Annotated in this window: 6 protein-coding genes; 4 read left to right on the plus strand and 2 right to left on the minus strand. The window is 63.4% G+C overall.

Translation table 11 applies throughout. The annotated features are described in order from the left end of the window. Window positions 1-197: 197 nt before the first annotated feature. Window positions 198-4,412: a DVUA0089 family protein gene (locus tag IPV69_RS24015; RefSeq protein ID WP_206292265.1), complete on the plus strand. Its 4,215-nt coding sequence runs from the start codon at window positions 198-200 to the stop codon at window positions 4,410-4,412. Window positions 4,413-4,519: 107 nt separating this feature from the next. Here IPV69_RS24015 and IPV69_RS24020 read toward each other — a convergent pair whose 3' ends face one another. Beyond that, the gene (locus IPV69_RS24020) at window positions 4,520-6,265 is read right to left on the minus strand and encodes a beta strand repeat-containing protein (protein WP_206292266.1); all 1,746 of its coding nucleotides are present in this window, start codon (window positions 6,263-6,265) and stop codon (window positions 4,520-4,522) included. Between the two features lie 724 nt (window positions 6,266-6,989). Here IPV69_RS24020 and IPV69_RS24025 point away from each other — a divergent pair. The 3 genes from IPV69_RS24025 to IPV69_RS24035 all read left to right on the plus strand — a co-directional run bounded on the left by IPV69_RS24025 (window position 6,990) and on the right by IPV69_RS24035 (window position 12,412). Further along, window positions 6,990-7,973, plus strand: a complete 984-nt coding sequence (locus tag IPV69_RS24025; protein WP_206292267.1) for a hypothetical protein — start codon at window positions 6,990-6,992, stop codon at window positions 7,971-7,973. Between the two features lie 591 nt (window positions 7,974-8,564). Further along, window positions 8,565-11,441, plus strand: a complete 2,877-nt coding sequence (gene topA, locus IPV69_RS24030) for a type I DNA topoisomerase (RefSeq protein WP_315853144.1) — start codon at window positions 8,565-8,567, stop codon at window positions 11,439-11,441. A gap of 173 nt (window positions 11,442-11,614) precedes the next feature. Next, a complete protein-coding gene (locus IPV69_RS24035; RefSeq protein WP_206292269.1) occupies window positions 11,615-12,412 on the plus strand; it encodes an MBL fold metallo-hydrolase in 798 nt (265 codons plus the stop codon). 151 nt (window positions 12,413-12,563) lie between these two features. Here the strand turns inward: IPV69_RS24035 and IPV69_RS24040 are convergent, their stop codons facing one another. Continuing rightward, window positions 12,564-13,355, minus strand: coding sequence for an SPFH domain-containing protein (locus tag IPV69_RS24040; RefSeq protein ID WP_390884431.1), 792 nt, complete (start codon window positions 13,353-13,355; stop codon window positions 12,564-12,566). Window positions 13,356-13,476: the final 121 nt, after the last annotated feature.

The following is a 13,476-nucleotide window of genomic DNA, read 5'->3' on the forward strand; positions in this document are numbered from 1 at the left end:
GGCCCGTGTCAAGCAAGAGCTTGACGTTTCATGGCAATCGAGGGGAATCCGCAATGCTCAGACTTGAGCCGACCGGCACGCTGGGGGCGGTGCGGCCGCTGGGTGGATATCGCGCAACGCGATGAGAATCCGGATGAACCCCCGGCGCGGCCGCCTGCGTCCCGAATATAGGGGCACACCTCTTGCGGAGCCGACAAATGAAACGCGCAACTTCCTATCGTCTGCCGGCGTTACGGCCGGGGTCGACCATTCAACGCCGCCTCTCGATCATTCGAAGGACCTTCGCCGCCGCGATCGACCGGGCCGTGCGGGCCTTCTGGCACAACTGGAAACAGATCCAGATCCGAAGCGTTGCCGAGCCCCTGGAGGTTCGGGTGCTGCTGGCGGCGAACCTGCTGGATACGTCGTTCGGCGGTGGCGACGGCATCGTCACCACGGACGTCGGGCCCGGCTATGAGTTCGCGTCCGCGATCACGGTTCTGGCCGACGGCCGGATCCTTGCCGCCGGCGTCGCACCCGGCACGACTTCCGCCGCCGGCAGCGAGTTTGCGCTCGTCCGCTACAAAGCCGATGGCACACGTGACACCACGTTCGGCGGGGGGGACGGCATCGTAACGCTCGGGTTCGGGTTTGGTAACGACGCGGCCAATGCCATCGCCGTGCTACCCAGCGGCAAGATCCTGGTCGCCGGTACCGCGACCGTCGGCAAGGGGTCGGTGGCGAACACCGACTTTGCCCTCGCCCGCTTCAATGCCGACGGAAGCGTGGACAGCACCTTCGGCGGCGGCGACGGCCGGGTTACCACACCGGTGGGTAATTCGAATGAAGTCGGCCGGGCCATTCTGACGCTGGCCGACGGGGACATCCTGGTCGCCGGCCGCGGACAGATCTACACGCCGGAAGGCAGCGAAATCCGCAACTTCGCGGTGGTGAGATACAACGCCAATGGCACGCTGGACAGCGGGTTCGGCGGCGGAGACGGGATCGTCGTGACCGACATCGCGGAATACTCCAGCGAAGAAGCGAGTGCCCTGGCGCGCGGTCCCAACGGATCGTTCTATGTCGGCGGAGTCGGGGACTCCGCCGTCGTTCTCACCCGCTACAAGCCTGACGGCACGCTCGATGCCACCTTCAGCGACGAGGGCATCGCAACTTACCCGGACTACTTCAGCTATTCGGACCTCACGGTCGGTTTAGCCACACTGTCTGAGGGGGACGTGCTGATCGCAGGCAACACGGGGGACTACACCAATGTGCTGCGGTTCAACGCCGACGGCAGCCTCGAAACGGCCTTCGGCTCGGAAGGACGCACGCAGCTCTATTCCGGCAGCTACACGGCGACCGGCGCGCCGCTGGCCGTTATGCCCGACGGCAAGATCGTTGTCGGCACGGGCGCATTCTCCGCGGCCAGGCTCACCGCCGATGGATTCGCCGACCCGACCTTCGACGGCGAGGACGGCGTCTTCACCACCGATTTGACGCCGGTGATCGGCAACTACGAAAGCACCGGCGGCGCACTGGCATTGACGGCCGACGGCAGGATCGTGACGGCCGGAAGAATCCGGACCTATTCGTCCGCCGGCACCGACGACGACCAGTTTAGTCTCGTGCGACTGAAGAACGTTCAATCGACTGCCCCACAGGACACCGACGATCAGTTGAACGAAGCGACCATCCTGACAGTGGGCGCAGTGCGCAACGGCGCGATCGATTCCGGCACCGACGTGGACATGTACAAGGTCAATGTCGTCGCAGGTCAGCGGCTGGACTTGGACATCGATCGACCGGCCGGCAGCAACCTCGATTCCATCCTGCGCGTGTTCGATCGATTCGGGAACGAGATGCAGACCAATGACGACGCCCCCGCACCCGGCGAAGCGGCTGGCGGTACGGACTCGTACCTGCGGCAGTTCTTCCTGTTCGCCGGCACCTATTACGTCGGCGTCTCGGGCTCGGTCAACGGGTCTTACAGTCCAGTGGACGGCACGCATGACATTGCCGGCACGGCCGGGGCGTACACACTGCGCGTCACGAACGTGCCGCAGCCGCCTGATGCGGACGACCAGATCGCCGAGGCCCCTGCGATCGGCATCGCCGACGCGCCGCGTGCGGGCAAGATCGCGACTGATCTGGACGTCAACCTGGTGAAGGTATCGGTAGCGGCGGGGCAGCGCGTCGGGTTTGATGTCGATGTCCAGGGCACCAGTAAGCTCAACTCCTACCTGCGGCTCTTCAAGTCCGACGGTACGGAACTGGCCGCCAGCGACGACAGCCCCGCCCCCGGCGAAACCTCCGGCACAGAGTCGTACTTTGAGTACCTCTTTAGCACCGCCGGCACGTACTACGTCGGCGTTTCGGCCAGCGGCAACAGCGGGTACGACGCCGTTACCGGTCGAGGCGATTTCCCTGCCGGGACGGGCGCCTACACGCTCGACCTGGTGAACGTTCCCAACCCCGATGCCGACGACCAGTTCTCGGAAGCAGTCACGATTGTTCCCAGCATACGCGGCGGGGCAATCGAGAACTCGACCGACGTTGACATGTTCAAACTGACCGCGACGGCCGGCAACTTCATCCAGCTCGACCTGGATCGCCCGGTCAACGGCACGCTGGACTCCATCCTCCGCCTGTTTGACAGCGAAGGCAACGAGCTGGCGTTCAGCTACAACGACCCCGCGCCGGGCGAGCAGAACTCCACCGACTCGTACATCGAGTTCACCGTCCCTACGACTGGAACGTACTACGTCGGCGTATCCGGCGAGTGGAACCGCGACTACAGCCCGGTCACCGGTTACGGCGACAATCCGGCCAGTAAGGGCGTCTACCAGTTGTCGCTGAAGGTGAGCCCGGCAGCACCCAACCGTGATGCCGACGACCAGATTTCTGAGGCGAAGCTTCTCGGCGCGGTTGCCGTGAATGCCGCGATCGACGGCCAAAAAGATGTTGACATGTACGCGCTGAAAGTCGCCGCCACCGAGTCGGTCGAACTTTACGTCAGCAATGCGAGTGTCGCGTCGTACCTGCGGCTGTTTGACAGCGGCGGGACCGAACTGGCTTACAAATCGTACTACGACAGCAACTCCGACCCCTCCATCCTTTACACCTTCACGACCGCGGGCACTTACTACCTGGGTGTTTCAGGAAGTTGGAACGCCTATTACGACCCGTCCACCGGCAACGGCGACTCCGACGGCTCGACGGGAACCTACCGCCTGAACCTCCGTCGTCTTCCGATCGACGCCGACGACCAGATCGGCGAGGCGAAAACGCTCGCCGCAGGTGCCGAGGTCGACGGTGTTGTCAGTACGAAAACCGACGTCGATATGTACGCGATCAAGGGCGTGGCCGGCGAAGAATGGAACGTCGCCGTCAGCACGCCGCTGTCGGACCTGGCTCCCACGCTTCGGATGTTCGACGCCGACGGGAACAATATGGCCGCCACCTGGCTCACAGACTCGTCGCTCCGGTTCGGCTTTGCCAAGTCCGGAACGTATTACTTCGGCATTTCCGGGTCCGGAAACGACAGCTACAACCCGATCACCGGCCTGGAAGACTATCTCGGCATCACCGGCACGTATCACATCAGCGTGCGCAAGCTAAGTGCCGACCCCGACGATCAGATTCGCGAGGCACGGCAAATCGCCTTGGGCACTACGCGATCGGACTCCATCTCCCCGCGTTCTTCAGACGTGGACATGTACTGGTTCCAGGGTGTCGCGGGTAAAGCCGTCGCAATCGACCTGGACCGGCCGGCCGGCGGGATCGCCGACGCGGTACTTCGCCTGTTCAATGCCAACGGCGATGGCATCGAGACCAACCAGGGTCGGCCGGCCCCCGACGAGCAGCCCAATGCCGAGTCCTACATTGACTTCGTTCCGTCGGCGGACGGCATGTATTACGTGGGGGTGTCAAGTTCCGGCAACCCGAACTACAACCCCCTTACCGGCGACTTCGACTCAGAAGGCGGCACCAGTGGGGCGTACTCGCTCACGGTGCGCAGCTTCAGCGATCCGGACGATCAGTTCGCGGAGGCCGTCAACGTGCCGATCGGCTCGGTCCGCGCCGACGCGATCAGTGATGTCGGCGACGTGGACATGATCAAGTTCACGGTCCCGGCCGCGGGTCAACGCATTGCGATCGACCTCGATCGACCGGCAGGTAGCTCGCTCGACTCAGTTATGCGACTGTTCGACGCCAGCGGCAACGAATTGTCCAACAGCGACGACACGCCGGCACCCGGCGAAAGACTGAGCACCGAGTCTTACCTGGAGTATGTCTTCAGCAAACCGGGCACGTACTACGTTGGCGTGTCGAGCCACAACAATTCGGTCTACGACCCATGGACCGGCGTCGGCAAACGGCCGGGCAGCACGATGGGCGCATACACGCTGCGGATCAGCCGTCTGGCGTGAACGATCAGCGGCATGAAGCGATAGGAGTGATGGCTGCTCGAGCCAGGGACGACATCGCCCCTGGCTCGGGTGCTTTGGGGCGCCAGCTGACTCGACACGGCCGCCGTTCAGCAAGCGCGTCGCCTGCGGCGAAGTCCAAGCCCTGCAGCGGCGATCAGCAGTACCGCGGCGGAACCAGGTTCCGGGACCGGGACGATCTCGAACAGGCCGCCGCCGGCATCCACTGTGGCCGCGCCGTAGGTACCGGGGTCGAAGCCAAGGGGGTTCACGAACTGAACGGCATTCACCGCAGCCACCGCCGGTGCGCCGACGACCAGAAATCGATCCGCGCCACCGCCGGTGGCAAGGCCGTCCCAGTTGGTCACGCTAAGCGTCCCGGCGGTGAACGTCGCCCCGCCGAACGTCAGCACGTTGCTGCCCGTGGCTACGCCGAACTTCAGGGTCGAGGTTCCCGAACTGATCGAGAGCGTTCCCAGTGTTTCAGAAAAGCCGTTGCTGTCGAGCGTTCCGCCGTCGAGCACCAGTGAACTGCTATTCGGGATGACGTCGGCGGCACCCAGTTGAAGGATGCCGGAGATAAGGTTCGTCGGTCCGGAGTAGGTGTTTGCGCCACTCAGCACCGCCTTCTGAACGCTGCGCGTGCCCGTGGTGACATCCCGTACGATCAGGCCGGTCACGCTGGACCCGATGACCGACGAGATCGTCACCGTTCCCGTAGCGGCAGCATTGGTGCCTGTACCGGCGTTCTCAAGTCGCAGCGCACCTGTGATGTTGATGTCGCTCGTGTTAACCGTGACGCTCCCGCCGTTGCTGCTGATGATGCTCTGAATTGTCAGGTTGTTTGTGCCCGTAATCCCGCCGGTGAGGACGGGATTGGCCGATGCGCCGAGATTGTTGATGGTGAGTACGCCAGTCGTGCCGGAGGCAACGATGATCGGCCGACTGAGCGTAAGGGTGGAGAGGCGCAGGACTGCAGTCGAACTGCCGGAAGTCGCGCCCAGGGTGACGCTGCCGGTCGATCCGAACGCGCTGGCGTTCCGCGCCAAAACGTTGCCGGCGCGGATGAAGGTGTCGCCGGTGTAGGTGTTGATCGAGGTCGCGGTGAAGTCGAGCGACCCTGCACCCAGCTTGGTAATTCCCACGCCCGCATCGCCGCCGACGATGCCGGCAATGACGAGGGTGCTGGCATTGTTGGTCGTAATCGAGCGGCTGGCAGCACCGAGTGAGACGGCGTTGTTGAAAGTGATACTGCCGGTATTGGTGGCGTCGCCGAAAGCCACATCGCCACCGATCGTGATTCCGCCGGCGAACTTTCCCGAGAGGTCGCGTCCGTTCGTGCTGGTGGAGCGGACCGTGCCGCCATTGAGGGTCAGCGCGCCGCCGCTGCCCAGCGCGTTGACGCCGCCGACCGCAACCGTGCCGGCGTTCAGCGTGAATCCGCCGGGGTACAGATTGCCGTTGGACGAAATCCACGTTCCGGCGCCGTTCTTGATGAATCCTGTGCCTGCGGCAGTCGAAATCGACTGGGCGGCGAAGTCGAGCGTCGAACCCGCGCCCACGTCCAGTGTCCTGACCAGTCCGCCGGTGCTGTAGGTTCCTGCGGCAGTCAGGGTGACCGTCGCACCGGCGTCCACCGTGATATCGCCAACGGGAGTGTTGGTGACATTCGTAATCGACGAATTGGCGGTGAAGCGGGCGGCGGAGTTGTTGGTCCAACCGGCATCAAACGGACCGGCCGCAGTCGCGCCCCAATTCACCGCCGTCCAGGTGGCGTTGGTGCCATTCGTGTTCCAGAACAGTTGGGCTCGTGCCTCAACCGCGCCGCAACCCATCATCGCAGCGACAAGCAACAATCGACCACGTCGGCAGCCTAGCCACTTTGAATACATCGACCTCGCAACTTTTGACACATCGGAACCTGTACAACCGGACATCAGGCACTTCTCCCACAGAAGAAAAGACGTTACTCCAAATCGATATGGCACCGAGGCGCCAGAGCGAAAGCTTCACTGCCTGATCGCGCAGCCATCGCACCACCTTAGGAGTGTTGTTGCCGCGCTAATAGGTTTCGTGATGCGGGCAGATGCAGGCTCAACGAGTGCAGATGCCGCTTTCAAAGCTCGCCTGTCAATCAGCAAGTGGCGTGCCTACCTGGACGCGATCGCCGCACACACCCCCGTAGTTCTCGGGCGCCGCGGCCGGCAGCTTTCCTGCATCCCCAAGGATGCCGCCCAGAAGTCGCCGGGCTGATCACGTACCTAGATGCTCTTAGCATTAATCCGCGCTGCCGGCGCCGCCAACCAACGAGTCTCGGCGAGCCTCCCGGCATACGACTGTCGCCCAGAGGACGCCCGGCCCTCCGCACTTTGCGCCAATTAACACCTACGTGCCGAAGGCTTCCGTCCCCGCGCCCTCCCCTAGGACCATCCCTATCAACACATTCTTGTGAAATCGCATGAGCCTGGTCGGCGTCGGTAGGGCAGATGCGGATGTTGTTGCGGTCGATGATGACCGCCCGCCGCTATCGGACGTTTCGCCCGGCGTGTCCTGGCCGTGCGGATTTGTGAGGGATACGGCATGCGCTTTCGAACTCTCTCCCGTAAGTCGTGTATCGCCAACCCGATCGAGACGCTGGAGCCACGGCGGCTCTTCAGCGCCGACGTCGGTCGGCTCGCCTCCTGGGCCGAGCCCGGCGTCGTCGACCCCAACTCGTTCCCGCCTGAGGAAGCAATCGTCGTTGACGAAGGCTCGACCGGCGAGGAAGTCTTCGTCGACACCGACACCGTTGCCTGGCAGCAAGAAGTGCTCCTCACGCCGCTCCCTGGCTATGAAATCGACCCGACGGTCGTGCTCTTCTTCACCAATGACGCCATCTCAGACGCTGACCCCGGGGCAGAGGATGACGCGACCATCGTCGAAGAAGTGCCCACGGAAGACGAAGCCATCGGCGATGAAAACATCGACGACGTCTGGACCGATGCCGACGGCGACTACATCGACCCGGCCGTCTGCTACTTCTTCCCGATGGCCGACGGTGCCGAGATTCGCACCCTGGAAGCCGGCGAAACCGACCCGGTCCTGGTCGATCCGATGCCGATCGACTTCGATGCCGACGCAGACCCGGCGGTCGTCGATCCCGCCGTCTGTTACGCCAGTGGTGCCGATGACGGGCTTGTGTACTTCGGCGGGAGCATCGACGTCGGCGTGGAAACGACCGCGGAACTTGAAGTCGACCCGGCCCTGATTGACCCGGCCCCGATCGACCCGGCCGTTTGCTACCCGGTCGGCATCGCCGTCGGCGAGCCGATGGATCTGGAAGTCGTTGACACGAGCCTGGGCGTACCGGCCGAAGAAGTCCCCGCCACGACCGACGACGAAATCCTGTACACGCTCTACACATCGGACGCGGGCTCGCCCGCTGAGGTGCCCGAGTCGCCCGCGGCACACAGCGACGCACTGCCGTTCGTGGCAGGCGCAAAGGCTTACGACGGCATCGATGACGCCGACGACTCGCTTGCCGACCTGGTGTTCTCCGACGCCAACGACGACGCGCTGGCCTGAACGGCGGACGCCACAACTGATTAGCTGTACGAGGCCCTGGAGCACGACGATTGTGCGCCGGGGCCTTTCGCTTTGGGGGGAACGCCGAGGACTGCCGGCACTTCGCGGATCGAAGTTCAGGGCGGCAGCCGCGGCCACGTGTCGGTGTGTGGATCGCCGGAGAACCCGCACCCGAACGGCGGGGCAAACGCGGCCAGATCAGCATCTAAAACGCTTGATATCAATATTTTACGAAACCAGCGCCGACGCCCTCAGGTCGCCCTTGCTTGAACTTGCACCGCCTCATGACCGTACTATCCCCCCGGAGAGAAACCGACGTGAAATGGTGTGCGGGGTGTTGACAGTTTGCGATCGACCCTGCCACACTCCCGCCCCTTCGTCGGCGGCGAACCGTCCGGATAAACGGTTTCGTCCCTATAGTCGGACTAACCCCGATCGCGGGTCATGCCGATAGGACCGTCGGCGCAGGATGGCAGCCGGTCCGACAGCAGGGGTCCGCAATCGATCGGATTTCGGACACCTTATATAGATGTCACAGGGCCGCCACCTGTGGGCATCAAAGCCGATCGTAACGCCTCGCACCAAGGACTCATGGCCAAAACCACCGCCAACCCCACCACCGCGACCCCCAAGGCCAAGTCGCGCGCCGCCGGCAAAACTGCCAAGGCCAAGGCCGCCACCAAGGCTGCCGCTCCCGACATGGTGACCGACGATGTCGCCATCGAAGCCAAACCGACCAAGGCCCCGCCCGCCAACGGCAAGCAGCTGGTCATCGTGGAATCCCCCGCAAAGGCCAAGACCATCAATAAGTACCTGGGCGACGGCTATGTCGTCCGGGCGAGCATGGGGCACGTTCGCGATCTGCCCCGCAGCGGCATGGGCATCGATCTGGAAACGTTCGTGCCCGAATACGTGATGATCGAGGAACGCGGCAAGGACAAGGTCGTCAGCGAACTGCGGAAGCTTGCCAAGAACTCTCCCACCGTCTGGCTCGCAACCGACTTGGACCGCGAAGGAGAGGCGATCGCGTGGCATCTGAAGGAAGCGCTGCACATTCCCGACAGCCGGGCCCAGCGCGTGATCTTCAACGCCATCACCAAGAGCGAAATCCAGAAGGCGTTCCAGTCCCCGCGCAAACTGGATATGGATCGCGTGAACGCCCAGCAGGCCCGGCGCATCCTTGACCGCATCGTGGGTTACGAGATTTCGCCGCTGCTCTGGCGAAAGGTCGCCAAGGGCCTGAGCGCCGGCCGCGTGCAGAGCGTCGCCGTGCGGCTGGTAGTGGACCGCGAAGCGGAGATCGAAGCGTTCATTCCCGAGGAATACTGGAAGATCGCCGGCATCTTCACCGCAGAGACCGACTCGTCCAAAACGCGTTCGCTCTCCGACGCGTGGTACGACTACATCACCAAAACAGGCAACGGCGAGCGGACGAAGATCGAGAAGGAGAAGTGGCTCGCAGAGCACGATGCCTTCGTCGCCGAGCTGGTTGAACTGGCCGGCAAGAAGTTCGAAGCCGGCAACAAGGCCGACGCCCGCAAGGCCGCCGAACTGCTGGGTTACAAGATCGAGAAGGAAGAGACCACCGAAGACGCCGAGGCCAAGGGTCCGGCGAAGCACAACACCAGGTTCGTCGGCCGGCTGGGCATGCCGCCCGACTTTGCCGTCCGGTCGATCGAGAAGAAGCGGACCACCAGCCGTCCTCCGCCGCCGTTCATCACCAGCACGCTGCAGCAGTCTGCGGCGAGCCGGCTGAGCTTGGGCGCCCAGCGGACGATGCGACTGGCGCAGACGCTGTATGAACAGGGCCACATCACCTACATGCGTACCGACTCGACCGCACTGTCGGGCGAGGCGCTGAACATGGTGCGCGGCTATATCGAAAAGTCCTTCGGCAAGAAATACCTGCCGGAGAAGCCCAACTTCTTCGCCAGCAGCAATAAGAGCGCACAGGAAGCCCACGAGGCGATCCGCCCGACCGACGCCGGCCTGACACCCGCCGACGCCCGCGCCAAACTGCCGCCGGACGAAGCCAAGCTGTACCAGTTGATCTGGAACCGCTTCGTGGCGTGCCAGATGCCGCCGGCGGAGTTTGACCAGACGACCGTGATGATCGCCGCCAAGGCCGGCGCCGAAAAAACCGACGTCGTCTTCAAAGCCACCGGCCGCAAGCTGGTGTTCGACGGCTTCATGAAAGTCGCCGGGGTCAGCAGCGACGACCAGTTGCTGCCCGACCTGGCCGAAGGCCGCAAGGTCACGCCGATCGATGTCTCGCCAACGCAGCACTTCACGCAGCCGCCGGCGCGGTTTACCGAAGCTTCGCTCGTGAAGGAACTCGAACGCCTCGGCATCGGCCGGCCGAGTACGTATGCGAGCATCATCCAGACGATTCAGGACCGGCAGTACGTGGTTCAGCAGGATCGGCGGTTCTACGCCACGCTGCTGGGCAAGATCGTCACCGAGAAGCTCATCCAAGCGTTCCCGGAGATTCTCGATGTCGGCTTCACCGCCGGCATGGAACTGAAGCTCGACCAGGTCGAAGAGCAGCACCTCGACTGGATCAAGCTGCTGAAGGATTTCTACGGCCCGTTCCACGAAGTGGTCGCGGGTTCGCTGGAAAAGATCGAGCACGCCGGCGGCACCGTCAGCCCGTACATGTGTCCCAAGTGCGGCAAGCCGATGCTCTACCGCATCAGCAAGAACGGCTTCTTCCTGGCGTGCAGCGACCGCGAATGCGCCACCACACAGCCGGTCGACCCGCAGGGCCGGCCGACGCTTCGCGAAGTGAGCGAGTTCAAGTGCCCGGTCTGCGGGCGCGAGATGATCAAGCGGAAGGGCCGCTTCGGCGAGTTCCTCGGCTGCTCGGGCTACTCCGTGAAGAACGAGAAGGGTGAACCGAGCTGCACGACCATCATCAACCTGGATAAGGAAGGCAATCCGCTTCCGCCCAAACCGCCCCCGATCAAGACGACGGTCGCGTGCGAGAAGTGTGGCAGCCCGATGCTGCTGCGCGGCAGCAAGCGGGGCCCGTTCCTGGGGTGCAGCACGTTCCCCAAGTGCCGGTCGACGAAGATGATGAAGAAGCTGACCGGCGACGACCTGAAGCAGGTCGAAGCGCTGCTGCCGCTGCTGGAAGTCGAAGCCGGCAAGGCCGCCGAGATGGCCGCCAAGATCACCGGCAGCATGCCCGCCAACGCCGGCACGAAGCCGGCGAATGTGGCGACGGACATCGACTGCGACGAGTGCGGCAAGCCCATGATCATCCGCCAGGGCCGCCGCGGTCCGTTCCTGGGTTGCAGCGGCTACCCCAAGTGCAAGAACACGGGAGAAGTTCCCGCCAAGCTCTTGGAAGAAATGGGCATCGGCGCCGACGGCAAGCCCATCGGCAGCGAAGACGCCGGCAAAGCCAAGAAGCCCGAGACGGAGGTCGAAGACCCGTCCGACGAGCCGGTGGACGTGGAGGCGTGACGTCGAAGGACGGTGTTACGCTTCACACGAAACTCATCACGCCGGGGTCTGAGGTACTCCGAAGACCCGGATTCTTCTCGCTGCAAAGTCGGCGGTTTGAAGAATCCGGGTCTTCGCGAGTACGCTCAGACACCGGCGTAGAATGACCAGCCCGGTACCGCCCGCCCAACCAAATGTCCGTAGCCGTACCTCCCAACCGCCTCCAACTCCTCTTCCTCGGCTCCGGCACCAGCGCCGGCATTCCGATGATCGGCTGCGACTGCGCCGTCTGCACCAGTGCCGATCCCCTCGACCAGCGCACCCGCACCTCCGTTGTCATCAGCTACGGCGACACCCGCGTGCTGGTCGATACCACTCCCGAACTCCGCCTGCAGGCGCTGGCGAACAAGGTGCACCGGATCGACGCCGTCGTCTTCACGCACGCCCACGCCGACCACATCATGGGGCTCGACGACGTGCGGCGGTACAACTACGTCAAAGGCGGCCCACTTGACGTCTTTGCCGACAAGCCGACCCACGACACACTCGTCCGCTGCTTCGGATACGCGTTCAAAGAGCCTGCCCCCGAGCAGAAGGTGTTCCGCCCGCACCTGATCCATCGCGAGATTACGGGCGAGTTCGAGATCGCCGGCGTCACCTGGACGCCCATCCCGCTGCTGCACGGCGACATGCCGGTACTGGGGTTCCGCGTGGGCAACCTCGCCTACTGCACCGACGTGAGCAGGATCCCCGAGTCGTCATACAAACTGCTCGAAGGGCTCGACGTTCTGATCCTCGACGCGCTGCAAAAGCGCAAACACACGACGCACTTCAACCTGGAAGAGGCGATCGAGGAATCGAAGAAGATCGCCGCGAAGCGCACACTTTTCACGCATATCGCCCACGGCCTCGGTCACGCCGCGACGAATGCCGAGCTGCCGGAGAGGATGGAGTTGGCGTACGACGGGCTGGTCGTCGAGGCATCATTGTAGGGTGGGGTTTACCCCACCGAACCACGTTCGCCAACGAGTTGTGTACATCGGCATACGGGCGAAGTGGTTCCAATTCTTTGGTCACCACAGTCCCGTTTCGCGCGGGCACACAACGAGACTTCAATCGCGATGCGGTGGGATAAATCCCACCCTACCTTTTCTCCGCATGCCCCGTGTTCACCACCGGCTGCACACTGTGCTCGGCACAGAGCACCACCATCAGGTTCGACACCATCGCCGCCTTGGTGTTTTCGTCCATGTGGACGACGTTACGCTGTTGGAGTTGCGTGAGCGCCATCTCCACCATTGTCACCGCACCTTCCACGATCTTTGCCCTCGCGGCGATCACCGCCGACGCCTGCTGTCTTCGCAGCATCGCCGCGGCGATTTCGGGGGCGTAGGCGAGGTGGCTGATTCTCGCCTCGATCACTTCCACGCCGGCTTTGAACAGCCGTTCCTGAACCTCGTGTTTCAGTTGCCGGGCGACCTCGTCGATGTTGCCGCGGAGCGAGAGCTGTGCTTCCTGGTGGGCGTCGTAGGGGTGGTGTGTCGCGAGGTTGCGCAGCGCGGCTTCGGTCTGCACGCGGACGTAGTTCTCGTAGTCGTCCACTTCGAACATCGCCTCGGCCGAATCACGCACCCGCCAGACGACGATCGCGGCGATTTCGATAGGGTTGCCGTCGTGGTCGTTGACCTTCAGGTGTGTGCTTTCGAAGTTGCGGACGCGAAGGGTGATCTTCGACTTGGTGTAGATCGGGACGACCCAGTGAAAGCCTTCGGAACGCACCGAGCCCACGTACTTGCCGGCCAATTGAAGCACGATCGCTTCGTTGGGGTTGATGACGAACAGGCCCTTGAGCAGGAAGATCATAACGACGCCGGTAGCGATCGCCGGGATCGGCAACCTGCGTCCGAAGACGCCGCCGAACATGAGAGCGACCATGGTCGCGACGCAAAGCAGGATCAACGCGAGCATGAGCCAGCCGGAGAGCACGCCGGAGAAGGCACGCTCGCGTGACGTCACGTTTTCTTCAGAGTATTGCATGAGGGCGTTTTCCCGGTGG

Origin of the sequence: Humisphaera borealis (genome assembly GCF_015169395.1) — a bacterium.
Lineage (GTDB): Bacteria > Planctomycetota > Phycisphaerae > Tepidisphaerales > Tepidisphaeraceae > Humisphaera > Humisphaera borealis.

What these genes read in the sequence shown, in the direction of transcription:
- topA (WP_315853144.1), top strand. Translation starts at nt 8,565, where the DNA reads ATGGCCAAAACCACCGCCAACCCCACCACCGCGACCCCCAAGGCCAAG.
- IPV69_RS24025 (WP_206292267.1), top strand. Translation starts at nt 6,990, where the DNA reads ATGCGCTTTCGAACTCTCTCCCGTAAGTCGTGTATCGCCAACCCGATC.
- IPV69_RS24035 (WP_206292269.1), top strand. Translation starts at nt 11,615, where the DNA reads ATGTCCGTAGCCGTACCTCCCAACCGCCTCCAACTCCTCTTCCTCGGC.
- IPV69_RS24040 (WP_390884431.1), bottom strand. Translation starts at nt 13,355, where the DNA reads ATGGTCGCTCTCATGTTCGGCGGCGTCTTCGGACGCAGGTTGCCGATC.
- IPV69_RS24015 (WP_206292265.1), top strand. Translation starts at nt 198, where the DNA reads ATGAAACGCGCAACTTCCTATCGTCTGCCGGCGTTACGGCCGGGGTCG.